At 68.5% G+C, this 25242-nt stretch carries 23 protein-coding genes; 10 read left to right on the top strand and 13 right to left on the bottom strand.

Annotated elements, in window-relative coordinates; all coding sequences use genetic code 11:
- Position 1 precedes the first annotated feature (1 nt).
- The 4 genes from glyA to gyrA all read right to left on the bottom strand — a co-directional run bounded on the left by glyA (position 2) and on the right by gyrA (position 5076).
- The gene (gene glyA / locus ACFFJC_RS02170; protein WP_379485940.1) at positions 2-1300 is read right to left on the bottom strand and encodes a serine hydroxymethyltransferase; all 1299 of its coding nucleotides are present in this window, start codon (positions 1298-1300) and stop codon (positions 2-4) included.
- A 16-nt stretch (positions 1301-1316) separates the two neighbouring features.
- Positions 1317-1754, bottom strand: a complete 438-nt coding sequence (gene rpiB / locus ACFFJC_RS02175) for a ribose 5-phosphate isomerase B (RefSeq protein ID WP_379485941.1) — start codon at positions 1752-1754, stop codon at positions 1317-1319.
- A 266-nt stretch (positions 1755-2020) separates the two neighbouring features.
- Positions 2021-2374 (bottom strand): DUF952 domain-containing protein, encoded by a 354-nt coding sequence (locus ACFFJC_RS02180; protein ID WP_379485942.1) that lies wholly within the window; start codon positions 2372-2374, stop codon positions 2021-2023.
- Positions 2371-5076, bottom strand: a complete 2706-nt coding sequence (gene gyrA, locus ACFFJC_RS02185; RefSeq protein ID WP_379486182.1) for a DNA gyrase subunit A — start codon at positions 5074-5076, stop codon at positions 2371-2373. Before gyrA ends, ACFFJC_RS02180 begins: the two co-directional genes overlap by 4 nt.
- Positions 5077-5465: 389 nt before the next feature.
- Here gyrA and ACFFJC_RS02190 point away from each other — a divergent pair, with 389 nt between their 5' ends.
- Positions 5466-6806: a hypothetical protein gene (locus ACFFJC_RS02190; RefSeq protein ID WP_379485943.1), complete on the top strand. Its 1341-nt coding sequence runs from the start codon at positions 5466-5468 to the stop codon at positions 6804-6806.
- Positions 6807-7117: 311 nt separating this feature from the next.
- On the opposite strand, the gene ACFFJC_RS02195 is transcribed toward ACFFJC_RS02190, so the two are convergent.
- Positions 7118-7777 carry a carbonic anhydrase gene (locus tag ACFFJC_RS02195; protein ID WP_379485944.1) on the bottom strand — a complete coding sequence of 220 codons (660 nt, stop codon included), beginning with the start codon at positions 7775-7777 and terminating at the stop codon, positions 7118-7120.
- 86 nt (positions 7778-7863) lie between these two features.
- Here ACFFJC_RS02195 and lipA point away from each other — a divergent pair, with 86 nt between their 5' ends.
- Both lipA and ACFFJC_RS02205 read left to right on the top strand, forming a co-directional pair.
- Positions 7864-8808, top strand: a complete 945-nt coding sequence (gene lipA / locus ACFFJC_RS02200; protein WP_379486183.1) for a lipoyl synthase — start codon at positions 7864-7866, stop codon at positions 8806-8808.
- A gap of 4 nt (positions 8809-8812) precedes the next feature.
- A complete protein-coding gene (locus ACFFJC_RS02205; RefSeq protein ID WP_379485945.1) occupies positions 8813-9256 on the top strand; it encodes a type II toxin-antitoxin system RatA family toxin in 444 nt (147 codons plus the stop codon).
- A 42-nt stretch (positions 9257-9298) separates the two neighbouring features.
- On the opposite strand, the gene ACFFJC_RS02210 is transcribed toward ACFFJC_RS02205, so the two are convergent.
- Genes ACFFJC_RS02210 through ACFFJC_RS02220 form a run of 3 tightly spaced genes read right to left on the bottom strand, consistent with a single transcriptional unit; the run spans position 9299 to position 11554 of the window.
- Complete coding sequence (locus ACFFJC_RS02210) at positions 9299-9805, bottom strand: CinA family protein (protein WP_379485946.1); 507 nt, start codon at positions 9803-9805, stop codon at positions 9299-9301.
- A gap of 14 nt (positions 9806-9819) precedes the next feature.
- The gene (locus ACFFJC_RS02215; RefSeq protein ID WP_379485947.1) at positions 9820-10347 is read right to left on the bottom strand and encodes a hypothetical protein; all 528 of its coding nucleotides are present in this window, start codon (positions 10345-10347) and stop codon (positions 9820-9822) included.
- A gap of 16 nt (positions 10348-10363) precedes the next feature.
- Positions 10364-11554 carry a bifunctional 2-C-methyl-D-erythritol 4-phosphate cytidylyltransferase/2-C-methyl-D-erythritol 2,4-cyclodiphosphate synthase gene (locus tag ACFFJC_RS02220; RefSeq protein WP_379485948.1) on the bottom strand — a complete coding sequence of 397 codons (1191 nt, stop codon included), beginning with the start codon at positions 11552-11554 and terminating at the stop codon, positions 10364-10366.
- Positions 11555-11634: 80 nt separating this feature from the next.
- Between ACFFJC_RS02220 and dusB the strand changes: the two genes are divergently transcribed.
- The 7 genes from dusB (at position 11635) to hflX (ending at position 21055) form a co-directional block, all read left to right on the top strand.
- Positions 11635-12663, top strand: a complete 1029-nt coding sequence (dusB, locus tag ACFFJC_RS02225) for a tRNA dihydrouridine synthase DusB (RefSeq protein WP_379485949.1) — start codon at positions 11635-11637, stop codon at positions 12661-12663.
- Positions 12660-13781: a two-component system sensor histidine kinase NtrB gene (locus tag ACFFJC_RS02230; protein ID WP_379485950.1), complete on the top strand. Its 1122-nt coding sequence runs from the start codon at positions 12660-12662 to the stop codon at positions 13779-13781. The genes dusB and ACFFJC_RS02230 overlap by 4 nt, the downstream gene beginning before the upstream one ends.
- Positions 13778-15205: a sigma-54-dependent transcriptional regulator gene (locus ACFFJC_RS02235; RefSeq protein ID WP_379485951.1), complete on the top strand. Its 1428-nt coding sequence runs from the start codon at positions 13778-13780 to the stop codon at positions 15203-15205. Before ACFFJC_RS02230 ends, ACFFJC_RS02235 begins: the two co-directional genes overlap by 4 nt.
- A 111-nt stretch (positions 15206-15316) precedes the next feature.
- Complete coding sequence (locus ACFFJC_RS02240; RefSeq protein WP_379486184.1) at positions 15317-17497, top strand: sensor histidine kinase; 2181 nt, start codon at positions 15317-15319, stop codon at positions 17495-17497.
- A gap of 49 nt (positions 17498-17546) precedes the next feature.
- Positions 17547-18944, top strand: a complete 1398-nt coding sequence (gene ntrX / locus ACFFJC_RS02245) for a nitrogen assimilation response regulator NtrX (protein ID WP_379485952.1) — start codon at positions 17547-17549, stop codon at positions 18942-18944.
- A gap of 162 nt (positions 18945-19106) precedes the next feature.
- On the top strand, positions 19107-19691 hold the full coding sequence (hfq, locus tag ACFFJC_RS02250) for an RNA chaperone Hfq (RefSeq protein ID WP_379485953.1): 585 nt from the start codon (positions 19107-19109) through the stop codon (positions 19689-19691).
- 20 nt (positions 19692-19711) lie between these two features.
- Positions 19712-21055, top strand: a complete 1344-nt coding sequence (gene hflX / locus ACFFJC_RS02255) for a GTPase HflX (RefSeq protein ID WP_379485954.1) — start codon at positions 19712-19714, stop codon at positions 21053-21055.
- Positions 21056-21083: 28 nt separating this feature from the next.
- On the opposite strand, the gene mazG is transcribed toward hflX, so the two are convergent.
- Genes mazG through metG form a run of 5 tightly spaced genes read right to left on the bottom strand, consistent with a single transcriptional unit; the run spans position 21084 to position 25238 of the window.
- Positions 21084-21863 carry a nucleoside triphosphate pyrophosphohydrolase gene (gene mazG, locus ACFFJC_RS02260; RefSeq protein WP_379485955.1) on the bottom strand — a complete coding sequence of 260 codons (780 nt, stop codon included), beginning with the start codon at positions 21861-21863 and terminating at the stop codon, positions 21084-21086.
- Positions 21864-21917: 54 nt separating this feature from the next.
- The gene (locus ACFFJC_RS02265) at positions 21918-22103 is read right to left on the bottom strand and encodes a hypothetical protein (protein WP_379485956.1); all 186 of its coding nucleotides are present in this window, start codon (positions 22101-22103) and stop codon (positions 21918-21920) included.
- Complete coding sequence (locus tag ACFFJC_RS02270) at positions 22100-22882, bottom strand: MBL fold metallo-hydrolase (protein ID WP_379485957.1); 783 nt, start codon at positions 22880-22882, stop codon at positions 22100-22102. Before ACFFJC_RS02270 ends, ACFFJC_RS02265 begins: the two co-directional genes overlap by 4 nt.
- Positions 22879-23670 carry a TatD family hydrolase gene (locus ACFFJC_RS02275; protein ID WP_379485958.1) on the bottom strand — a complete coding sequence of 264 codons (792 nt, stop codon included), beginning with the start codon at positions 23668-23670 and terminating at the stop codon, positions 22879-22881. The genes ACFFJC_RS02270 and ACFFJC_RS02275 overlap by 4 nt, the downstream gene beginning before the upstream one ends.
- The gene (metG, locus tag ACFFJC_RS02280; RefSeq protein ID WP_379485959.1) at positions 23670-25238 is read right to left on the bottom strand and encodes a methionine--tRNA ligase; all 1569 of its coding nucleotides are present in this window, start codon (positions 25236-25238) and stop codon (positions 23670-23672) included. Before metG ends, ACFFJC_RS02275 begins: the two co-directional genes overlap by 1 nt.
- Positions 25239-25242 lie beyond the last annotated feature (4 nt).

Below are 25242 nucleotides of genomic sequence, written 5' to 3' on the forward strand. Positions count from 1 at the left end.
TTCAGTCCTCGTAGATGGGAAAACGGTCACACAGCGCTTCAACGCGCTCGCGAACGTTCTGCTCCACCTGGGCGTCGCCCGCTTCGCCATTCTTGGCGAGGCCGTCGAGCACGTCGGCCACCATCTCGCCGATCTGGCGGAACTCTTCGGGTCCGAACCCGCGCGTGGTCCCGGCCGGCGAGCCGACGCGGATGCCGCTGGTCTTCATCGGCGGCAGCGGGTCGAACGGAATGCCGTTCTTGTTGCAGGTGATGCCGGCGCGCTCCAGCGCCTCGTCGGCGTCTTTGCCGGTCACGCCCAGCGGCGAGAGGTCGATCAGCGCCAGGTGGGTGTCGGTGCCGCCCGAGACGATCGCCGCGCCGCGCGCCTTGAGGGTATCGGCCAGGACCTTGGCGTTCTCGATCACCCGCGCGCAGTAGTCCTTGAACTCCGGGCGCAGCGCTTCGCCGAAGGCCACCGCCTTTGCGGCGACGACATGCATCAGCGGCCCACCCTGCAGGCCGGGGAACACCGCCGAGTTGATCTTCTTGGCGAGCGCCTCGTCGTTGGTGAGGATCATGCCGCCGCGCGGCCCGCGCAACGTCTTGTGCGTGGTGGTGGTGGCGATGTGCGCGTGGGGGAAGGGCGAGGGGTGCAGGCCCGCGGCGACGAGGCCGGCGAAATGCGCCATGTCGACCTGGAAGATCGCGCCGACCGCATCGGCGATCTCGCGCATGCGCTGGAAATCGATCACGCGCGGATAGGCGGAGCCGCCGGCGATGATGAGCTTGGGGTTGTGCTCGCGCGCCAGCGCCTCGACCTGGTCGTAGTCGATCAGGTGGGTGTCCTTGGTGACGCCGTACTGCACCGCGTTGAACCACTTCCCCGAGAGCGCCGCCTTGGCGCCGTGGGTGAGGTGGCCGCCGGCATCGAGGCTCATGCCCATGACGGTGTCGCCAGGCTTGACGGTGGCGAGCAGGACCGCGCCATTGGCCTGCGCGCCGGAGTGGGGCTGGACATTGGCGAAGCCGCAGCCGAACAGCTGCTTGGCACGCTCGATCGCCAGCGTCTCGACCTCGTCGGAGGGTTCGCAGCCCTGGTAGTAGCGCTTGCCCGGATAGCCTTCGGCGTACTTGTTGGTGAGCACCGAGCCCTGCGCCTCGAGGACGGCCTTGGAGACGATGTTCTCGGACGCGATCAGTTCGATCTGCCGGCGCTCACGGTTGAGCTCCTTGCCGATCGCCTTCGCGATTTCGGGGTCGCTCTGGGCGATGGTGTCGGTGAAGAAGCCGGGGGAGCGGATGGCGGTTTCGACGGTCATGGTTCGCAGGGCCCCTTCAGAGTGCCGGATGGGAGAGCTTCTCGACGCGGCCGGCGTGGCGGCCCCCGCCGAAGTCGGTGGAGAGGAAGGCGTCGAGGCAAGCCTTGGCCATGTCCACGCCGGTCAGGCGCGCGCCCATGGCGATGACGTTGGCATCGTTGTGCTCGCGCGCCAACGCGGCCGAGAGCGGCTCCGACACCAGGGCGCAGCGGCAGCCGGGCTCGCGGTTGACGGCGATCGAGATGCCGATCCCCGATCCGCACAGCGCCACGCCGAACTGCGCGGTGCCGTCGGCCACCACCGAGGCGAGCTTGTAGCCGAAGTCGGGATAGTCGACGCGGTCCGCGGTCTCGGGGCCGAGGTCGGCGACTTCGTGGCCCAGCTCGATGAGGTGCTCGCGCAGGTCGGCCTTGAGCTCGACGGCGGCGTGGTCGGAGGCAATCGCGATGCGCATGGGAGAGGATATGTCCTTCTCGCGGGGGATTCGTTCGCGCACCCCTTAGTCGCGACTTGCCGCCATGGCGAGTCCGGGGTTCCGGATGGCAGCGGAGTGTTTCCGGTCGTCGCTGGGGAGGGGGATAGGACTTGGGGGCTGCGGCGGTCCCCCTCTAATTCTTCCGAAAAGGGTGAGGATCTGGCCCACGGCGATCCTCCCTGTCGCGAAGCGATGGGGAGGTGGCAGCGCGCAGCGCTGACGGAGGGGGCTGCACCCCCGCCCACTCACCCCGCGACGGGCAACACCAGCACGCCGTCGTCGTCGATCTCGACCGCCCCGTAGGCGATCACCGTCGAGAGCGTCAGCGCCCCGTAGAGGTGCGGGAACAGTGCGCCGCCGCGCGAGGGCTCCCACCTCACCGCGTTGCCCAGCGCGGCCAGGTCGATCGCGGCAATATGCAGGTCGTCCTGCCCGGCGAAGTGCTTGTCCAGCGTTTCCTGCACCTGGTCCGATGTCGACATGTGGATGTAGCCGTCCGCCAGGTCGACCGGTGCGCCGGCGAAGGTTCCCTCGCGCTCGAGCGTGGCAAGCTGCGCGCCGGTGAGGATCTTGTAGGCGACCTGCGGCTGCTCGCTCATTCGCCGTCCTCCGGAGCTTCGGGCGCCTCCGGCACTTCGGTCGGATCGACTGCGGGAATCTCCACCTCGGCGGCGATCGGTGCGTCGGGCGAGTCGTTCTCCGGCTCCTCGTCCAGGCGCACGGCGCTGACCACGTGCTCGTCGGCGGAGACGTGGAACAGCCGCACGCCGGCCGAGCCGCGGCCGATCACGCGCAGCGACGAGAGCGGCAGGCGGATGAGCTTGGCCTGGTCCGTGACCAGCATGAGCTGCTGCGCCTGGCTGGCGGGGAAGCTCGCCACCACCGGCCCGTTGCGTCCGATGTTGTCGATATTGGTGATGCCCTGGCCGCCGCGCCCGGTGCGCCGGTACTCGTAGGCCGAGGACAGCTTGCCATAGCCGTTGGCGCAGACGGTGAGGATGAACTGCTCGCGGTCCTGCAACTCGGCCATGCGCTCGGCGGAGAGCGTCGGCTCGCCGTCCTTCTCGCCCTTCCAGGGTGCGAAGCGCAAGTACTGCTCGCGCTCCTCGGCGTCGGTGCCGACACGGTGGAGGATCGAGAGCGAGATGACCTCGTCGTCACCCTTCAGCATCATGCCGCGCACGCCGGTCGAAGTGCGGCTGGTGAATTCACGCACGTCGTCGCCGGCGAAGCGGATCGCCTTGCCCTGGCGGGTGGCGAGCAGGACGTCGTCGCTCGGCTCGAGCAGCGCCACCCCGATCAGGCGATCCGCGCTGCCTTCGTCGAAGCGCATCGCGAACTTGCCGTTGCTGGGGATGTTGGCGAAGGAATCCATGGAATTGCGGCGCACGTTGCCCTTGGCGGTGGCGAACACCACCGAGAGCTTGCTCCATTCCGCCTCGTCCTCGGGCAGGGCGAGCACGGTCTGGATCGTCTCGTCCTTGTCCAGGGCGGGCAGCAGGTTGACGATCGGGCGCCCGCGCGTGGTCGGTCCGCCCTCCGGCAGCTTGTAGACCTTGAGGCGGTAGACCTTGCCGGCGGTGGAGAAGAACAGCACCGGGTTGTGGGTGGAGGTGACGAACATCGTCGTCACCGCGTCCTCTTCCTTGGTCGCCATGCCAGCGCGGCCCTTGCCGCCGCGGTTCTGCGCGCGGAAGGTGGAGAGGGCGGTGCGCTTGATGTAGCCGTCCATGGTGACGGTCACCACCATGTCCTCACGCTCGATCAGGTCCTCGTCGTCGATCCCGTCGAAGGCGGCGGTGATCTCGGACACGCGCGGCGTCGCGTAAGCGTCACGTACCGCCTGAAGTTCCTCGCGCATCACGTTGAAAAGCTTCACTCGGTCCGCCAGGATCGAGAGGTACTCCTCGATTGCGATGGCGAGCTGCTTGAGCTCGTCGCCGATCTCGTCGCGGCCCAGGGCGGTCAGGCGGTGAAGGCGCAGGTCGAGGATCGCCTTCACCTGCACTTCGGACAGGCGGTAGATGCCGCCCTCCGCCTCGGCTTCGGGCTCGATCGCCTCGACCAGACGGATGTACTGCGCGATGTCGCCGATCGGCCATTCCTTGGCGAGCAGCTTGGCACGCGCCTCGGCCGGGTTGGGCGAGGAGCGGATGATCTTCACCACCTCGTCGAGGTTCGACACCGCGACGACGAGGCCGAGCAGGATGTGGGCCCGGTCGCGGGCCTTGTTCAGCTCGAACTTGGTGCGGCGGGTGATGACCTGCTCGCGGAACTGGATGAACGACTGGATGATGTCGCGCAGCGCCAGGATCTCGGGCCGTCCGCCGCGGATCGCCAGCATGTTGGCGGCGAAGTTCGACTGCGCCGGCGTGTTGCGCCAGAGCTGGTTGAGCACGACCTCGGCCGAGGCGTCGCGCTTGAGGTCGATCACCACCCGCACGCCTTCGCGGTTGGATTCGTCGCGGATGTCGGCCACGCCTTCGATCCGCTTGTCCTTGGCGGCCTCGGCGATTTTCTCCACCAGGTTGGACTTGCCGACCTGGTAGGGGATCGAGGTCAGGACGATCGAGCGCGCGTCCTTGCGGGCGCCGCGGCCTTCCTCGACATGCGCGCGGCAGCGCTGGATGATCGAGCCGCGGCCCGTCAGCGCCGCATTGCGCGCGCCGCCCTGGCCGAGGATCAGCGGCGCGGTGGGGAAGTCCGGGCCGGGGATGATCTGGAACAGCTCCTCCGAGGTGATCCCCGGGTTGTCCATCATCGCGAAGCAGCCGTCGATCACCTCGCCCAGGTTGTGCGGCGGGATGTTGGTGGCCATGCCGACCGCGATGCCGCCGGCGCCGTTGACCAGCAGGTTCGGGAAACGCGCCGGCAGCACCGAGGGCTCCTGGCGCGAGCCGTCGTAGTTGTCGACGAAATCGACGGTGTCCTTGTCGAGATCGTCGAGCAGCGAGTTGGCCACGCGGGCAAGGCGCGCCTCGGTGTAGCGCATCGACGCCGGCGGATCCGGGTCCATCGAGCCGAAGTTGCCCTGGCCGTCGATCAGCGGCAGGCGCATCGACCACGGCTGCGTCATGCGGGCAAGTGCGTCGTAGATCGCGGCGTCGCCGTGCGGGTGGTAGTTGCCCATCACGTCGCCGACGATCTTGGCCGACTTGCGGTAGGGCCGGCCGGCGACGAAGCCGCCTTCCTGGCTGGCGAAGAGGATGCGGCGGTGAACCGGCTTGAGACCGTCGCGCACGTCCGGCAGCGCGCGACTGACGATCACGCTCATCGCGTAGTCGAGGTAGCTCGTCTTCATCTCGTCGACGATGTCGACGCGGGCGAATTCGCCCTCGGGTCCGAGGGGCTGGCTGCCGGGCTGGTTGTCGTTGATGTCGTCGCTCACGCGGGTCGTGTCGCTCTTGCTGCCGGAAAAGGGATGATGGATCGCCCTAGGACATGCGCCGGGGGATTGCCACCGGAACCGGCGGCACGGCGCAGGCGACGCCTCCGTTTTCCACATATAAGGGGCAGGGCGCCGAAGGGAACCTGAACCGGTGCGACGAATTGCATTCAATGCGCGTTCAGTGGCGAATGGCTATCCGAGCGACGTGGTTGCCAAGGACCCGATAACGGGCCAAACCGGCGCCGCCCGTTTTCCTCCTGCCGTGGGCGGGATTTCGTTTGTCTTGAGAGGAGTTGGCCTTGATGGCTCGCAAGTTCCTTGTTTCCCGTGTCGCCCTTGCCGTCGCGCTGTCGAGCGGGCTGGCGGTCGTCGCCGCGACCCCCGCGGTCGCCGCCAAGAAGGAGAAGGCGCCCGCCTCCAACTTCTCGCCCGAGTTCGTCAAGGCCGCCCAGCCGCTGGAGAAGGCACTCCAGGCTGCGGTCGCCGCGCTGGGTGGGCAGCAGACGCCGGAGGCGCTCGCCAAGGCCAAGGCCGCGTTCGACGGCGCCATCGGCGGTGACGGCAAGGCCGCATTCCAGGCCGCCGCCGCGACCGCGACCACGCCCGACGACAAGAACGCGCTGGGCGGCATGATGCGCAACTACGGCATCATCTCGCAGGACCTGGCGCTCAAGCAGCAGGGCAACCTGATGCTGCTCGACAGCGGCAAGCTCGCCGCTGCCGATCTGGGCAGGACCAACTACGACGCCGGCATCACCGCCTACCAGCTCAAGGACTACGCCAACTCGGCCAAGTACCTGAAGGCGGCCAAGGATGGCGGCTTCGTCGATTCCTCGGGCCAGCTCGATGCCGTGCTCGCGGACTCGTACAAGCGCACCAACAATCCCGAGGCCGCGCTGCAGATGGCCAAGGACGATGTCGCCGCCGCCCAGGCGCGCGGCGCGGCGCCTTCGGAGGCCTCGCTGCGCAGCGTGCTGCAGCAGACCTACACCGCCAAGCAGCTCGGCCCCTCGACCGACTACGCGGCGATGCTCGCGCAGTACTATCCCAGCAGCTGGAACACCTCCATCTCGGTGGTCCGCCAGCTGGCCTCGCTGCCGCGCGACCAGAACCTCGACCTGATGCGCCTGATGTTCCTCACCAATTCGATGAACGACCGCCGCGACTACCTCGAATATCTCGAGAACGTCGATCCCCGCGCCTTCCCGGGCGAAGCGGCCAAGGTCATGAACGCGGGCCTGTCAAAGGGCAAGCTGACCGCCGCCGACGTTCCCGACAAGGCCAACACCGAAGGCCGCGTCGCCGCCGACAAGGCGACGCTCCCCGCCACCGAGCGCGACGCCAACAAGCCGGGCGCCACGGGCGCGACGGTGGTGGGCGCGGGCGACGTCTTCCTCAGCTACGACCAGCCGGCAAAGGCCGAGACCTTCTATGCCAAGGCGCAGGCGATGTCGGGCGTGGACGCCAACAAGGTCGCGCTGCGGCTCGGCATGTCGCAGACGCTGCAGGGCAAGTACGCCGAGGCCGACGCGAACTTCGCCAAGGTCACCGGTACGCGCCAGCCGATCGCCAAGCTGTGGTCGGCCTACGCCAAGAGCAAGGCCGCTCCCGCCACCGCGGCCACGGCACCCGCAGCGAACTGATCGCCGCGGAGCGCTGAAACGAGAGGGGCGCCGGGAGACCGGCGCCCCTTTTTTCGTCGAATGGCGGCTGAGGCAGGCCCCCTCCGTCGCCGATGGTGTCGGCCCCCATGCTTCGACAAGCTCAGCATGAGCGGTGAATGCGGGGCAGGGTGCGGGCAACCTCGACCCCCGCTAAAGCCTTGCAATCAGACCCGCTCAAGACGCGCGGTGAACGGCCAGCGAAGATGAGGGCCATCTGCCCCCACCCGACGGCACATCCCGAACCCGCTCAGGCTGAGCCTGTCGAAGCCCCTCAGGCCGACGCGCCCCGGTCACGCCGCCGGGGCGAACGCGCCCGTCTTCTCGTCCAGGAGGTGCAGCACGCCATCGGAGATCGCGAAGAACGCGCCGCGCAGCCGCAGTTCGCCCTTGGCGACCTTGCTGCGCACGCAGGGGAAGGTCATCAGGTTGTCGAGGCTGACCTTGACCGCAGCCTGCTCCATCGCGCGCTCGGCATCGCGTCCGGTGGTGCCATGGGCCTGCGCCACCGGCTCGCGCGCTTCGTCCAGCATGGCGATCCAGTCGGCGATGAAGCCGCCCTGACCGGGCTCGGTGCCCTTGAGGTCCTGCGTCAGCGCCGCCTTGCAGCCGCCGCACAGGCCGTGTCCCATGACCACGACTTCCTTGACCTTGAGCACCTGCACCGCGAACTCCAGCGCGGCCGAGACGCCGTGGTGGCCCGGCGAGGTCTCGAAGGGCGGGACCAGCGCGGCGACGTTGCGAACCACGAAGATCTCGCCCGGGTCGACGTCGAAGATCTGGCTGGGATCGACCCGGCTGTCGGAGCAGGCGATCACCATCACTTCGGGCTGCTGCCCCTCGCGCAGCTCCGCCCAGCGCTCGCGCTTGGGCGTCCAGCCGGTGGTTCGGAAACGACGGTAGCCTTCGATCAGGTGATTCAGCACGCGGTCCGGCATGGTGGAGGCCTCCATATGAGATTGGCGTTGCCAAGAATGGCTTTTCCTTAGCCGGGATATTCCTGCTGGCAAGCATGGCCGCATGGGACTATCTGGGCCACATGAACGACCTGTCCTCCGTGCCGACCCCCGAAGACGCACCCGCGCGCCAGCGCAAGCCCTACTGGATCCGCGTCAAGGCCCCCACCAGCAAGGGCTATGGCGAGACTCGCCAGCTCATGCGCGACCTCAAGCTCAACACGGTGTGCGAGGAAGCGGCCTGCCCGAACATCGGCGAGTGCTGGACCAAGAAGCACGCGACGGTCATGATCCTGGGGGACACATGCACGCGCGCCTGCGCGTTCTGCAACGTCAAGACCGGCATGCCGGGCCGCGTCGATCCGTTCGAGCCCGCCAACGTGGCCGAGCTGGCGCTCAAGACCGGGCTGGAGCACATCGTCATCACCTCGGTCGACCGCGACGACCTGCCGGACGGCGGCGCCTCGCAGTTCGTGAAGGTGATCCAGGCGCTGCGCCAGGCGACGCCGAACACCACGATCGAGATCCTCACGCCCGACTTTCGCAACAAGATGCAGCGCGCCGTCGAGGCGATCGTCGAAGCGCGGCCCGACGTCTACAACCACAACCTGGAGACGGTGCCCCGGCTCTACCCGACCATCCGCCCCGGCGCGCGGTACTACGCCTCGCTGCGGCTGCTGGAAGAGGTGAAGCGTCACGATCCCTCGATCTTCACCAAGTCCGGCGTGATGCTGGGCCTGGGGGAGGAGCGTCTGGAGGTCCACCAGGTGATGGACGACATGCGCTGCGCCGACATCGATTTCCTGACCATGGGTCAGTACCTGCGCCCGACCCCCAAGCATGCCGAGGTCAAGGAATTCGTCACGCCGCAGGCGTTCAAGGCCTATGGCGCGATCGCCCGGGCCAAGGGTTTCCTGCAGGTGGCATCCTCGCCGCTGACGCGTTCCAGCTACCACGCCGGAGCCGACTTCGCCGAAATGAAGGCCGCGCGCGACGCCAAGCTCGCCAAGGCGCAGGCGAAGGTCTGAGCCGATGCCGGGTATCCATGAAACGCGGCGCCTGCCCTACAGCGCCGAGCAGATGTTCGACCTCGTCGCCGACGTCGGCCGCTACCAGGAGTTCCTGCCCTGGGTGGTCGCGACGCGGGTGAAGTCGGACGACGGCTCCGAGATGATCGCCGACATGCTGGTGGGCTTCAAGGCACTGCGCGAAAAGTTCACGTCGCGCGTCGAGAAGGAACGTCCGCGCGAAATCCGCGTCCACTATGTCGACGGGCCCATGCGCGACCTGGACAACCGGTGGACTTTCCACCCGGTGGACGCGCATAGCTGCGACATCGAGTTCGACGTGAAGTTTACCTTCCGCAACGCGCTGTTCGAGAAGCTGGCCGGCCAGTACTTCGACAAGGCGTTCCGCAAGATGGTCGCCGCCTTCGAGACCCGCGCGGAAGAGCTCTACGGGGCTCCGGCCGCCTGAGTCCTGCGGCACCGCGTCCGGGGTTCGACACCCCGGAGCGCCTCACGCCCGGGGCAGCAGCAGCTCGAGCGCGACGATCGCCGCCTGGTGGCGAATTTCGGCCCGCGTCCGGCCGTCGAGCAGCTTCTGCTCGGCATGGACTTCCTCGTCGCCGCGGAATGCGCAGGCGAAGACCACCGTGCCCACCGGCTTCATGTCGCTGCCGCCCTCGGGCCCAGCGATGCCGCTGATCGCGACCGCCACGTCGGCGCGGCTGTGCCGGATCGCCCCCTGCGCCATGGCCCAGGCGGTGGCCGGGGAGACCGCGCCGAACGAGTCGATGATGTCCTCGTGGACGCCCAGCATCTCCTGCTTGGCCGCGTTCGAGTAGGTCACGAACCCGCGGTCGAGAACGGCCGACGAGCCGGGGATCTCGGTCAGCGCGGCGCAGACCAGCCCGCCGGTGCAGCTTTCCGCCAGCGCCACGGTGCGGCCGCAAGCCCGGTTCTCGTCGATCACCCGCTGGGCCAGCGCGACAAGATCGTCGGGAAAGAAGGGGTTCCTCGCCATGCCGGGCTTTCCGCTCATGGCCGGCAGAGCGCGATCTTGCCGATCCGCGGGTCGGCGGCGCTCGCGACCTCCATGGTCAGCGCGATCAGCCCCGCGGTGTTCTCGGGGGGAAGGGGCGAGAGCAGGTCGATCGCGAGGTCCAGCTTCGTGCAGGACTTGGGCGCGATGCGCTGCTCGACGAAGCCCTCGACGAAGACGTCCGCAAGCTGGCGCAGGGTGTCGTCGGGGAGGTTGGCCACGAGGTTGCCCGATCCGCCGCTCTGCGGGCCGAGCGTCTTGAGGAACGCGGGCTTGGCCTTGGCCCAGTAGCGCTCCTTCTGCCCGGCATAGCGCGCGGCGAGCTGCCCGCCCTGCTTCCGCAGGAACGCGTCGGCCGGGAGCGAGGGCGCGCAGCGCCGGGCGGTGCCGTTGATCGCCTGCGGCAGCGCATAGGCGATCAGCGCCGTGGCCTCGTCCTTGGTGAGGCACGCCGGCTCGGCCGCGGAAGCGAGCCCGGGAGTGATCGCCAGCACCAGCGCGGCGGCTTTCGAGAATGCGTTCATGGGCGCGTTTCCTTGGTCACGACCGGATCAGGCCGACCGCGGCCTGGGCGGCGATCCCCTCGCGCCTGCCGGTGAAGCCGAGCTTTTCGGTCGTCGTTGCCTTGACGCTCACGACGGCGATGTCAACGCCAAGGACCTCGGCGAGGCGGGCGCGCATGCGTTCGCGGTGGGGCCCGATCTTGGGCGCCTCGCAGACGATCGTGACGTCCGCGTTGCCGAGCGTGTAGCCCGCCTGCGCCACGAGCGCGGCCGCATGCGCGAGGAAGCGGTCGGACGCGGCGCCTTTCCATTGCGCGTCGCTGGGCGGGAAGTGCTGTCCGATGTCGCCGGCGCCGATCGCGCCCAGCATCGCATCGACGAGCGCGTGGATGGCGACGTCGGCGTCGCTGTGGCCGGCAAGGCCATGCGTGTGCTCGATCCGGACGCCGCAGAGCCACAGCGCCTCGCCTTCCTCCAGGCGGTGGACGTCGTACCCGGTGCCGACGCGGAACGCCGGCCGGGTCGCCGCGGCCTGCGCGAAATCGGCGGCGTAAGTCAGCTTGTGCAAGGCTTCGTCTCCTTCGACGAGGGCGACGGCGATGCCGGCGGCTTGCGCTACCTGCGCGTCGTCGCCCGCGGTGAAAGGCCCGTCCCAGGCGCGATGGGCGGCGAGGATCGCATCGTAGCGGAATGCCTGCGGCGTCTGGACCCGGCGCAAGTCCTCGCGCCGCGCCGGTGCGCCCATCATGTCGCCTTCGGCATGGGCCAGGCTGTCCGCGACCGGAAGCACGGGGATCGCGGCTTCGTGCTCGGCGAGCGCGGCGAGCAGCCGCTCCGTGACCGCCGCGGGCAGCACCGGCCGCGCCGCGTCGTGGATGAGCACGAGCTCCGGCGCCCAGCCGGCGAGCACTTCGAGGCCGAGGCCGACCGACTGCTGCCGCGTCGCCCCGCCGGTGGTGAAGCGTACCGCGCGGATCCCCGCCAGGGCCTGCCGCGCCACGGCTTCGGCGCCTTCGGGGATGGCCACGAGGATGGGCGCGCAGCCCGCGGCGGCCAGCGCCTCGACCGAGTGGCGGAGCACCGGCTTGCCGCGCCACGGCGCGAATTGCTTGGGCAAGCGCTGGCCGGCGCGCAGGCCCTGGCCCGCGGCGACCACCAGCGCGGCCACCCGCGCGCCGTCCGGGCGATGCTCCCCGGATTCCAGGGGGTCTGAGACGATTTGCGACATTGCGGTGGCCGGTAATCGCTTGCCGAGCCCAGGGCAATCCACTATGCGCTGCCTGTTTTTTAGGCAGCACTGCGCAGATCATGACCCCATTGCCCAATCCTCCGGCATTGAAGCCCATCCAGGTCGGTCCCGTGACGATCGACTGCCCGGTCGTGCTCGCGCCGATGACGGGTGTCTCGGACCTGCCGTTCCGCAAGATGGTGCGCGGTTTCGGCTCCGGCCTCAACGTGACCGAGATGATCGCCAGCCCCGCCGCCATTCGCGAGACGCGCGTGTCGATCCAGAAGGCCATGTGGGACCCCGCCGAGGACCCGGTGTCGATGCAGCTGGTCGGCTGCGAGCCGGAGCAGATGGCCGAGGCCGCCAAGCTGGTCGAGGATCGCGGCGCGGCGATCATCGACATCAACATGGGATGCCCGGTGCGAAAGGTCGTCAACGGCGATGCCGGCTCGGCGCTGATGCGCCAGGTCCCGCTGGCGACCAAGCTGATCGAGGCCACGGTCAAGGCGGTCAAGGTGCCGGTCACCGTCAAGATGCGCATGGGCTGGTGCCACGACAGCCTCAACGCGCCCGAACTCGCCCGCATCGCCGAGGATCTCGGGGCGCGGATGATCACCGTCCACGGCCGCACCCGCAACCAGATGTACAAGGGCGAGGCGGACTGGGCCTTCGTGCGCAAGGTCAAGGAAGCGGTCTCGATCCCGGTCATCGTGAACGGCGACATCAACACCGTCGCCGATGCGGCCGCAGCGCTCGAGCAGTCGGGTGCCGACGGGGTGATGATCGGCCGGGGCTCGTACGGCCGTCCCTGGTTCCTGGCGCAGGTCATGCAGTGGTGGCGCGGCCAGGAGGTGTCCGGCGACCCCACCTACGGCGAGCAGTACGAGCTGATGCGCGCGCACTACGAGGCGATGCTCTCGCACTATGGCCGCGACACCGGCGTCAAGATGGCCCGCAAGCACCTGGGCTGGTACATCAAGGGCGTCCGCGGCTCGGCCGAGTTCCGCAACAAGGTCAACTTCATCGCCGATCCGGACGAGGTCCTGCGCGAGCTGGCCGAGTTCTACGCGCCCTATCGCGACGGCGACGCGCAGCTCCAGGCGGCATGAGCGCCGCCGCCGGTACGATCCTGCCCGAAGCCCACCGGCTGCTCGCCAGCCTGCCGCATGCCGTCGTCCTGCTCGAGCCCGGGCTGACCATCGCCGCGCTGAACCCGGCGGCCGAGCAGTTCTTCGGGCAGTCCTCCCGCCGGCTGGTGGGCGCGGCGCTGCAGGACGTCATCTCGATTTCCGATCGACGGGTGGTGGACCGCCTGGCCGACTACGAGACGCCGGTCTCCGCACGCGAGGTGGTGGTCCAGCTCAAGGGCAAGGGCGCCCGTCGCGTGGACATCGCCATGGCGCCGGTCGCCGATACGCCCGGCTGGCAGGTGCTCACCGTCCACGACAACAGCGCCGCCGAGGCGCTGGGCGACGATTCGGGCGGGCCGGACAACGCCGTGCTGCGCGGCCCGGAAATCATGGCGCACGAGATCAAGAACCCGCTCGCCGGAATCCGCGGTGCGGCGCAGCTGCTGGCGCGCAAGGTGGACGAGCGCGACCGTGCGCTGACCGACCTCATCACCGGGGAGGTGGACCGCATTGCCGCCCTGATCGAGCGGATGCAGAAGCTGAGCGGGCGGACCACGCCCCCGGTCGAGGCCTGCAATCTCCACGAGGCGGCACGGCGCGCCATCGACGTGCTCGACGCGGCCAACTGCGAAGCGCCCCGGCCGTTTCGGCTCGTCGAGGAGTTCGACCCGTCGCTGCCGCCGGTGCTGGGGAGCCCGGACGGGCTGGTGCAGGTCTTGCTGAACCTGCTGTCCAACGCTGCGGAGGCCTGCCGCGATGCGCAGGAGCCGCGCGTGGTCATCCGCACCCGCTTCGCCAGCGGGCTGCAGCTCCAGGCCGGCGGCGACGGCGCGCCGCTGCGCCTGCCGGTCGAGGTGCGGGTGAGCGACAACGGCCCCGGCATCGATCCCGCCATGCGCGACCACATCTTCGAACCGTTCGTCACGACCAAGAAGGCCGGGCAGGGCCTTGGCCTGCCGCTGGTGCGCAAGCTGGTCCGCGACATGAACGGGCGCATCACGCACGAGCGGAACGAGGAGACGGGGATGACCCACTTCCGCATTCACCTGCCGCTAGCCCGCGAGCCGCGCAGCCGGCCAAGGAGGAAGCAGGCATGACCCACGTCCTGCTGGTCGAGGACGACATGTCCATCGCCATCGTCATCACCGCGGCGCTCGAGGCCGAGGGCTTCGCCGTCGTGCATTGCCAGTCGCTGGCGGAACGCGACCGGCTGCTCGCCGACCGCAGCTTCGCCGCGCTGGTCACCGATGTGATGCTGCCCGACGGTGACGGGATCGAGACGATCGAGACGGTCCGCGCCCGCCACCCGGCGATGCCGATCGTCATCCTTTCGGCGCAGAACACGCTCGACACCGCGGTCCGCGCCTCCGACACGGGCGCCTTCGAGTATTTCCCCAAGCCCTTCGACATCGACGAGCTGGCCCGCACCGTGCGCCAGGCGGCCGGCGCGGCGCAGGGTCAGCGCTCGCCGATCGACGAGCCGGTCGCGCAGGGACTGCCGCTGGTCGGGCGCAGCGCGGCGATGCAGTCGGTGTTCCGCATGATCACTCGCGTCCTGCGCAACGACCTGACGGTGCTGATCCTGGGCGAATCCGGCACGGGCAAGGAGCTGGTGGCCGAGGCCATCCACCAGCTCGGCAACCGGCGGACCGGCCCGTTCATCGCCGTGAACACCGCGGCGATCCCCGCCGAGCTGATCGAAAGCGAGCTGTTCGGGCACGAGAAGGGCGCGTTCACCGGCGCCGTCGCGCGGCACGTCGGCAAGTTCGAGCAGGCCGCCGGCGGCACGCTGTTCCTCGACGAGATCGGCGACATGCCGATGCAGGCGCAGACGCGGCTGCTGCGCGCGCTCCAGTCCGGCACGGTGCGCCGCGTCGGCGGACGCGAGGAAATCCGGCTGGACACGCGCATCGTTGCCGCCACCAACAAGGATCTCGAGCCCGAGATCGCCGCCGGGCGCTTTCGCGAGGACCTCTACTACCGGCTCAACGTCGTCCCGATCCACATGCCGCCGCTGCGCGACCGACGCGACGACATCGACGTGCTGGCCCGGCACTTCCTCCAGCACGCCGCCAACGAGGGCCTGCCGCGCCGCCAGCTCACCCCCGAGGCGGCGGGCCTGCTCAGCCGCCAGCCCTGGCGCGGCAACGTGCGCGAGCTCAAGAACTTCGTCTATCGCCTCGCCCTGCTGGCACGCGAGGACGTGATCGACGCCGAGTCCCTCGCGCCGCTGCTGGCCGGCGAGGGCGGCGGAGTGCCGGAGGGCGAGGGCGGCATGCAGGCCGGGACCGACATCGCCGACGCCGTGGCGCAGTGGCTCGCCACCACCCGGCCGGCGAGCGGCACGATCTACGACAGCGCCATGGCCGCGTTCGAGCGACCGCTCTTCGCCGAAGTGCTGCGCGAGACCGCCGGCAACCAGCTTCGCGCCGCACAGGCACTGGGGATCAACCGCAACACCTTGCGCAAGCGGCTCGGGGAACTGGCGCTCGACCCCGAGGAATTCGCTCGTCGATCCTGATCGGAACTTGGTGGATTCCATCTTGCAGTTCGGCAACAGGGCTGTTGTAAGGGCGCAACTATGACGGATGCCCCAGTTCAGAAGCGCGCATGGCCCCGCTGGTGGCGGCGGATGCAAGTCGCCGCGCGCCGGGCGAACTTCTTTGCCGTCATGGAAGTGATCTCCGCGCTCGCGTTTCTCATCATGACGGCGACGACGTGGTTCGCGCTCAACAGCGGCGGCAATCGCCGGGAGCTGCTGCCGTCCAACCTCACGGCCAGCCTGCTGATCGGCACGCTGGTGCCCGCGATGGCGATCCTGGTGCTGCTCGGGCGGCGGATGGCGCTGCGCCGCGCGTCCGAAAGCATTGGCGGCACGGGGCGGATGCACGTCCGCCTGGTGTTCATTTTCTCGCTCATCGCCGCGATCCCGACGCTGCTGGTGGTGGTCTTCGCATCGTGGCTGTTCCAGTCCGGCGTTGAGTTCTGGTTCTCCGACAGTTCCCGTGGGTTGCTGGAGAACGCCAACAAGCTGGCCCGCGGCTACTACGAGCAGACTTTGCGCGACGTCGGCTACGAATCGGTGGCCATGGCCACCGACGCGCGCGACGAGCTGGCCTCGAACCCGGTGGCGAGCCGCCGCTTCCAGGCCTTTCTTTCCTATCACGTCCTGCGCCGCAACCTGAGCGGGGCGGCGATCATCCAGACCGATGCGGACGGCAACCAGCGCACGCCGATCATCGTCGACCCCGACGAACGCTCCGAAAACAACCGCATCAGCCGCGAGGTGCTCGACAAGCTCGACCGCGGCGAGCCCTACTCGGTGAGCGCCAAGGACAACCGCATCGTCGCCGTGGCGCCGATCGAGCGCGCCTCGGGCGTCTACCTGCTGGTATCGCGCAGTTCGGACCTGGTGTCGCTGAGCCAGGGCCAGCGCGCGGAGAACATCGTCCAGGCCTACGAAGGTCTCACCTCGCGCGCGCGCGTGCTGCAGCTGCGCTTCAACGTGGCGCTCTTCGTCGCCTCGCTCGCCATCGTCGGACTCGCGGTGTGGTTCGCGCTACGCTTCGCCGACCGCCAGGTGGCACCGCTCTACGAACTCGTCGACGCGGCGCGGCGGGTGGGTGCGGGTAACTACGCATTGCGGCTGGAGGGGCGCACCGGGGCCGACGAGATCGGCCTGCTCAATCGCGCGTTCAACCGCATGACCGGGCAGATCGAGAAGCAGACGCAGGCGCTCCTCGGCGCCAACCGCCAGTTGCACGAGCGCCGCCTGTTCATCGAGGCGGTGTTGGAATCGGTGACCTCCGGGATCATCTCGCTCGACGGCGAGGGGCGCATCCTGCTGATGAACAGCACCGCGCAGAAGCTGCTGACCGACCGCAGCGAGGACGTGCCCGAAGGCATGCCGATCGCCGAGCTCGCCCCCTCCATCGCCGCCATGGTGGAGCAGGGCGCGGCGGGCGGGCTGGTGCAGTACAACCGCGGCGGCGACCTGCTCACGCTGGCGGTGAAGACCAGCCGCGACGCCACTGGCCACGTCATCACCTTCGAGGACATCACCCGCCAGCTGCTCGACCAGCGCACCGCCGCCTGGTCCGACGTGGCGCGCCGCATCGCGCACGAGATCAAGAACCCGCTGACCCCGATCCAGCTCGCCACCGAGCGCCTGAGCCGTCGCTATCGCAAGCAGATCACCGACAATCCCGAGCTGTTCGAGGATCTTACGCGCACGATCATCCGTCAGGTCGGAGACCTGCGCAAGATGGTGGACGAGTTCTCCTCGTTCGCTCGCCTGCCCAAGCCGGTGTTCCGCGCCGAGGACCCGGTGGCGCTGACCCGCCAGGCGCTGTTCCTCCAGGAGGTCGCCCGTCCCGACATCGACTTCCGCTTCGAGGCGGCACGCGACATCGCGCTCATCGACTGCGACCGGCACCAGTTCGGGCAGGCGATGACGAACGTTCTCAAGAACGCCGTCGAAGCCATTGAAGCGCGGGCGAAAGAGGTTCCGGAGGGATACCGCGGGGCGATCTCGGTCTCCGTCACCGACGACGATCACGCGATCACCGTTCGGGTCACCGACAACGGCATCGGCCTCTCGCAGGACAAGGAGCGCCTGATCGAGCCTTATGTCACCACGCGGGAGAAGGGCACCGGCCTGGGTCTCGCCATCGTGAACAAGATCATCGAGGAACACGGCGGCGAGATGACGTTCACCGCCGCGCAAGGTGGAGGCACCACAGTGACGATGCGCTTCGCCCACGACCCGCTCGCCCACGAAGCATCGGTCCGCAAGGCGGAGGCGGCGCAATGACCGGTCCTTCCTTCCCCACCCGTTTCCCCCTGACGAAGAAGACAAGCGCATGGCACTCGATATCCTGATCGTCGACGACGAGCGCGACATCCGCGAACTGGTCGCCGGCGTGCTGAGCGACGAAGGCTACGATTCCCGCACCGCGGGCGACAGCGAGGCGGCGCTGGCCGCCATCGACGCCCGCCGGCCCTCGCTCGTGCTGCTCGACGTGTGGCTCCACGGCAGCCCGATGGACGGCCTGGAAGTGCTGGACGCGATCAAGGCCCGCGAGCCCGGCCTGCCGGTCATCATCTTCTCCGGCCACGGCAACATCGACACCGCCGTGGCCGCCATCAGCCGCGGCGCGGTGGACTTCATCGAGAAGCCGTTCGAGGCCGAGAAGCTGCTGCACCTCGTCGGCCGGGCCACCGAGACCGAGCGGCTGCGCCGCGAGAATGCGCAGCTGCGGCACGGCTTCAGCGGGGCGGAGGAGTTCACCGGCTCGAGCGGCGCCATCAACCAGGTTCGCGCGACGCTCAAGCGCATCGCCAACACCGGCAGCCGCCTGCTCATCACCGGCCCCGCCGGCTCCGGGAAGGAAGTCGCCGCGCGGCTGCTCCACGCCTGGAGCCCGCGGGCCGACAGCGCCTTCGTCAGCGTCAATTCCGCGCGCATCACCCCGGAACGCTTCGAGCAGGAGCTGTTCGGCGAGGAGGCCGACGGTGCGCTGATCCGCCCCGGGCTGCTGGAGATGGCGGATGGCGGCACGCTCTATTTCGACGAGGTGGCCGACATGCCCCTCTCCACCCAGGCCCGCATCCTGCGCGTGCTGACCGACCAGGCCTTCGTGCGCGTGGGCGGCACCCGGCAGATCCGGGTGGACGTGCGCGTCGTCTCCTCCACCTCCCGCGACCTGGAAAAGGAGATCGCCGAGCGGCGCTTCCGCGAGGACCTGTTCTACCGCCTGAATGTGGTCCCCGTGACGATCCCCGCATTGCGCGAGCGGCGCGACGACGTTCCCGCCCTGGTCGAGCACTTCTTCGCCCGCTACGCCAACGAGCAGGGCGTCTCGCCGCCGCAGATCAGCGGCGAGGCGATGACCGCGCTGCAGGCCTACGAGTGGCCGGGCAACGTGCGCCAGCTGCGCAACGTGGTCGAGCGCACCGTCATCATGGCCCCGCGCGAGAAGCTGGCGCGGATCGAGGCCGACATGCTGCCGCCGGAGATCTTCAACAGCCGCGGCAACGGCGAGGCGGGCGTGTCGGTGATGATGAGCGCGCCCTTGCGCGAAGCCCGCGAGAGCTTCGAGCGCGAGTACCTGCGCGTCCAGATCCGCCGCTTCTCCGGCAACATCTCCAAGACCGCCGCCTTCATCGGCATGGAGCGCTCGGCGCTCCACCGCAAGCTGAAGCTGCTCGGCATGTCGGAGCGGCGCGAAGGGGAGCCCGAGTTCGACGAGCCGCTCTGAGACCGACTCCGCCGCCGCGGCGGGGCTGTAACATTTCTGCTACAAAATCCTCGTTTACTGCATTGCAGCAAGTCGGTAGATTTCGATTCGATTACGGCACCCGGATTCCGGGCGCCAGATCGCGGACCGCATGGGCGGCCGCCAAAAAGAAGGAGAATGGACATGGCTGGTCGTACCCTTTCCGCGCGACCCAAACCCGCGGCCCCCGAGGCCGAGGCACCCGATGCGGTGCCGGCTGCAGCAGCCCCCGCATCGCCCGCAAGCGCGGCGAAGGGCGGGCAGAACCTGCAGGACCAGTTCCTCAACCTGTTGCGCAAGAACAAGACCCCGGTCACCATGTTCCTGGTGAAGGGCGTGAAGCTGCAGGGCATCGTCACCTGGTTCGACAACTTCTCGATCCTGCTGCGCCGCGACGGCCAGTCGCAGCTGGTGTACAAGCACGCGATCTCGACGATCATGCCCTCGACCCCGATCGACGCGCGTCAGTTCGCGAACGGCCCGGAGAACCCCAAGAAGACCCGCGTGCTGCAGGACGTATTCCTCTCCAGCATCCGCAATGCCGGCGTGCAGGTCACGATGTTCCTCATCAACGGCGTCATGCTCCAGGGCCGCGTCGCCGCCTACGACCTGTTCTGCATGCTGCTGGAGCGCGAAGGATACGTTCAGCTGGCTTACAAGCACGCTGTTTCGACGATTCAGCCCGTGACTCCGGTGGACCTCCAGGCGCATGAGGAAGGCGAGGACTGAAAGAGCGAAGCTGAACCGACTTGAACGACGAACTGAAAGGTGAGGTCACGCGCGGTGCGCGTGCCCTCGTCGTATATCCGCAGATGCGCGGGCGCGGGGACCTCGATCCCGCGGCTCGGTTGGAGGAGGCGAGGGGGCTCGCCCTCGCTATCGGCCTTGTCGTGGCGGATGCGATGGCCATCGTCATTCGCGAGCCGCGCGCCGGCACGCTGTTCGGCGAGGGCCAGATCCAGAACATCGCCACCGCCTGCGAGCTCGAGGAGGCCGAGCTGGTCATCGTCGACGGCTCGCTGACAGCGATCCAGCAGCGCAATCTCGAGGAGAAGCTGAAGCGCAAGGTCATCGACCGCACCGGGCTGATCCTCGAGATCTTTGGCGAGCGGGCGGCGACGGCGGAGGGTCGCCTCCAGGTCGAGCTGGCGCACCTCGACTATCAGGCCGGCCGCCTCGTGCGCAGCTGGACCCACCTCGAACGCCAGCGCGGCGGCTTCGGCTTCCTCGGCGGCCCCGGCGAGACGCAGATCGAGGCCGACCGGCGCATGATCCGCGACCGCATGGCCCGCATCCGGCGCGAACTGGAGCAGGTGCGCCGCACCCGCGGCCTCCACCGCGACCGCCGCGAGAAGGCACCCTGGCCGGTGATCGCGCTGGTCGGCTACACCAACGCCGGCAAGTCGACGCTGTTCAATCGCCTCACCGGCGCCAGCGTCATGGCGGAGAACCTGCTGTTCGCTACGCTCGATCCGACGATGCGGGCGATCCGGCTTCCCGCTGTCGAGAAGGCGATCCTGTCGGACACCGTGGGCTTCATCTCGGACCTGCCGACACAGCTGGTCGCGGCCTTCCGCGCCACGCTGGAGGAAGTCACCGCCGCCGACGTCATCCTCCACGTCCGCGACATCGCCAATCCCGATACCGAGGCGCAGAAGCGGCAGGTGCTGGACGTGCTGGCGGATCTTGGCGTGGTCGCCGGAAACGGTGGCGATGGGGACCAGGGAGAGGGCGAGGCGCCGTCGATCCCGATCGTCGAAGTGTGGAACAAGTGGGACCTTCTCGGCCCTGAACAGGCGGCCTTGCTGACCGAAGCCGTGACGCACCGCGATGGCGAGACGATCGTCCCGCTCTCGGCGCTGACCGGGCAGGGCTGCGACGAGCTGCTGGAGGTGGCGGGCCGCATGCTCACGCAGGACGCGCGCCTCTACAGCTTCGTGGTGCCCGCCGCGGATGGACAGCGGCTCGCCTTCCTGCACGCCCGGGGCGAAGTGGTGGCCGAAGAGGACGCGGGCGAGGGGCCGGACGGGCCGCAGCTGCGCCTGCAGGTCCGTCTCTCCGAACGCGAGCGGGGCCGCTTCGGCGCGCTGTGATCCGGCGATCCTTGCGGATCGCTCGGGATCAGCGCGGCTCGGCGCGCTTCACGGCCTGCCAGTAGGCTTCCTGTTCCTCCAGCGAAAGCGCCGCGAAGTCCCTGCCGTCGCCGGCGGAGAGCGTCTCCATCGCGCGGAAGCGCCGTTCGAACTTGGCATTGGCTGCACGCAGCGCATCTTCGGGCGCGATCCCATTGAGCCGCACCAGGTTGACGGCCGCGAACAGCAGGTCGCCCGCTTCCTCCAGCTTGTCAGCCGGCTCGGCTTGCGCCAGTTCGTCCATCTCCTCGCGCAGCTTGTCGGCCGCACCGGCGGGTTCGGCCCAGTCGAAGCCGACCCTTGCAGCGCGCTTCTGCAGCTTCTCGGCGCGCATCAGCGCCGGCAGCGACACGGCGACACCATCGACCGCGCTGGTCGCGCCCTTGGCCGCGCGCTCCTGCGCCTTCAGCTTTTCCCAGCGGTCGGTCTGCGCCTCGGCAGCGGACGCATCGCCGAAAATGTGCGGGTGGCGCGCCTCCAGCTTGTCGGCGATGGCGGCGGCGACATCCTCGAATGCGAAGGCGCCGCGCTCTTGCGCCATGCGGGCGTGGAAGACGACCTGGAGCAGCAGGTCGCCCAGTTCCTCGCGCAAGGCGGAAAGGTCGTCCTGCGCGATGGCCTCGGCGACTTCGTAGGCTTCCTCGATCGTATAAGGTGCGATCGTCGCGAACGTCTGCACCCGATCCCATTCGCAACCGGTCTCGGGATCGCGCAGGCGCGCCATGATGCGGAGCAGGCGGTCAGTATGGGGATAAGCGGAGCGCGTCATGTCAGACCGATAATGATGATTATGTAAAGCAAAGGGCAGCGCGGCCGCGGCCGGTCATGGTTCGATCCGGAAGCCCGAGAGCTGGATCACCACCACAAGGCCGACGATGATCGCCGCCCAGATCGCTGCCAGCCGCAGCGCCTTGCCGCGGCCGAGCTCGCGGACTTCCGAATTTCGCAGCGCCAGAACCAGGCACGCGACGACCGCGACCATGGAAACGATCATCGCAGTCTGGTTCATGCCGTGACCACCAGTCCGTCGTAGCCCACCTGCACATGCGGCGGCACTTGGGCGCTGAGCGTGGCGTAGTCCATGCTCTTGTCAAGGTGCGTGAGCACGACCGCCCCGGCGCGGCAGATCTCGGCGAGTTCCAGCGCCATGCCCAGGTGCGCATGCGTGGGATGCGGCTCGCGGCGCAGGCAATCCACGACAAGCAGGTCACAGCCGTAGAACAGTTCGATCATCCCGCGGGTGATCTCGCTGAAGTCGGTCGCGTAGACGGCCGAACGGCCATCGGCCTCGAACCGGTAGCCGGTCGATTCCACCGGTCCGTGCGGCATCTGCACATGGTCCACACGGAACCCTTCGCACAGCCGGACCGTGTCGAGGTTATCCAACGAAATCAGCGTTGGATAGCCATACTGGCCCGCAAAGACGTAGCCGAAGCGCTGCCGCAGCCGGCGCACCGTCTCGGCGTCGGCATAGCCAGGAATCGGCCCCGCGCGGCCGTAGCGCAGCGGGCGCAGGTCGTCGATGCCGTGGCAATGGTCGGCATGGTCGTGGGTCCAGAACACGGCGTCGATGCGGTGCGTCTCGGTCGCGAGCAGTTGTGCCCTGAGGTCCGTGGGCGTGTCGATGAGGATCCGCGCGCCTGCCTCGCTCTCCAGCAGGACCGCCACCCGCGTGCGGCGGTTGCGCGGCTCGTCCGGATCGCACAGGCCCCAATCGGCGCCGCCGTTCTCACCACCGATCCGGGGCACGCCCGTCGAGGTGCCGCTGCCGAGGACGGTGAGCTTCACCGGGCTTCATCCGCGTAGCGGGCCTTGGCGAACAGGCCGAAGAAGTTGCGTGTGGTGGCCTGTGCCAGATGTTCGAGCGTGATGCCGCGCAAGTCCGCTAGGAACGCCGCCGTGTCGCGGGTGAATGCGGGCTCGCACGGGCGACCGCGGTGAGGCACCGGGGCCAGGAACGGAGAGTCGGTTTCCACCAGTAGCCGATCTTCAGGGATCGTCTTGGCAATCTCCTGCAAGTCCTTGGCATTCTTGAAGGTAACGATGCCGGAAAGGCTGATGGATAGGCCCAGGTCCAGGACCGCGCGGCCGAACCCGGCACTGGCGGTGAAGCAGTGGATTAGCGCAGGATAGGCGCCCTTCCCCATCTCCTCCTCCAGAATGCGCAGCGTATCCGCTTCTGCGTCGCGAGTGTGGATGATGAGCGGCAGCCCGGTCTCGCGCGCCACTGCGATGTGGGTGCGAAACAAGGCCTGCTGCACGGCGCGGTCCGACTTGTCGTAGTAGTAGTCGAGGCCCGTCTCGCCGATGCCGATCACGCGGGGATGCGCGGTGGCCTCCCGGAGCGCGCTGTCTCCCAGGTCGGCATGCTCGTCGGCTTCATGGGGATGGATACCGACCGAGGCCCAGACGTCCCGCTCGCGCGCGGCAGTAGCGACGACGCGGTCCCACTCCCGGCGTCGCGTGGAGATGTTGAGGAACCCGGCGATCCCCGCCGAGCGCGCGCGGGCCAGCACGCCCCGCTGGTCCTCGACGAGGCCCTCGTATTCGAGGTGGCAGTGGGAATCGATCAGCATCAGGCGCTCGCCGGCTCCGCATCCTGCGGAAGTTCAAGCCGCGGGAAGACGCCCTGCGGCTTGTCGACGCGGAATCCCGAGACGGCCAGTCCATCGAACCAGGCGCTCTCGCCGAAGGCGGCATAGTCGCGGGCGCCAGCGTCCTGGCCCATCTGGTCGAGCAGGGCGTCGATGGCGGTCGGCACGACGGGTCGAACGGCGATCGCCAGGTCGCGAACGCAGCGGAACAGCACCATCAGCACCGCTTCCATCCGCGCCGGATCGCTCTTGCGCAGCGCCCAGGGGGCCTGCTCGTCCACGTACTGGTTGCAGGCGAACACGGCGCGCATCCAGGCCTCGAGGCCGTTGCTGAAGTCGAACTGGGAAAAGGCGGCGCGCAGCGCCGCGATCCCCTCGGAGACTGCGGCGAACAGGGCATCATCCGCCGCAGTGTGTTCAAGTCCAGCCTTCAGTTCTCCGTCCATGTTCTTGAAGATCATGGATAAGCTGCGCTGCGCCAGGTTGCCGAAGCTGTTCGCCAGCTCGGCATTCGCGCGCGTGACGATGGCTTCCGGCGACCACGACCCGTCCTGCCCGAACGCCACTTCGCGCAGGAAGAAGTAGCGCAGCGTATCGACGCCGAACGTCTCTGCCAGCGGGATCGGATCGGTCACGTTGCCCTGCGACTTCGATTCCTTCTGGCCGCGGTTCAGGAGGAAGCCATGGCCGAAGACCTGCTTGGGCAGCGCCAGGCCGGCGCTCATCAGGAAGGCGGGCCAGTACACGGCATGGAAGCGCACGATGTCCTTGCCGATCACGTGCACGTCCGCCGGCCAGAACCGCGCGAAGTCGCTCTCCTCATCGGGGAACCCGAGCCCGGTGATGTAGTTGGTCAGCGCGTCGACCCACACGTACATCACGTGGTCTTCGCTTCCGGGCACCTTGATGCCCCAGTCGAAGCTGGTGCGCGACACGGAGAGGTCCCGCAGTCCGCCCTCGACGAAACGCTGGATCTCGTTGCGGCGGCTCTCCGGGCGGATGAAGTCGCTGGAAGCATAAAGCTCCAGCAGCTTGTCCTGGTAGCGCGACAGGCGGAAGAACCAGGATTCCTCCACCGTCCACTCGACCGGCGTGCCTTGCGGGGAAAGCTTGTCGCCCCCCTCTCCCGCGACCAGTTCGCTCTCGTCGTAGTAGGCTTCGTCGCGGACCGAGTACCAACCCTCGTAGCGGTCGAGATAGAGGTCGCCGGCCGCTTCCATGCGGCGCCACAAGGCTTGCGAAGCCTCGTGGTGGCGCGGCTCGGTGGTGCGGATGAACGTGTCATAACCCACGTTCAGAACATCGCACATCTGCCTGAAATAACCGGACATCTCATCGGCCAAGGCAAGCGGCGTCACGCCCAGGTCCCGCGCTTTCTGCGCCATCTTCAGGCCGTGCTCGTCCGTCCCGGTCTGGAACCGAACGTCGTAGCCTTCCGCCTTCCTGGTCCGCGCTATGACGTCAGCGACGATCGCCTCGTAGGCATGGCCGATGTGCGGCCGGCCGTTGGGATAGCTGATGGCGGTGGTGATGTAATAGGGCTCGCCCATGCGG

Source organism: Novosphingobium soli (assembly GCF_042432915.1).
Taxonomy (GTDB): Bacteria; Pseudomonadota; Alphaproteobacteria; order Sphingomonadales; family Sphingomonadaceae; genus Novosphingobium; species Novosphingobium soli.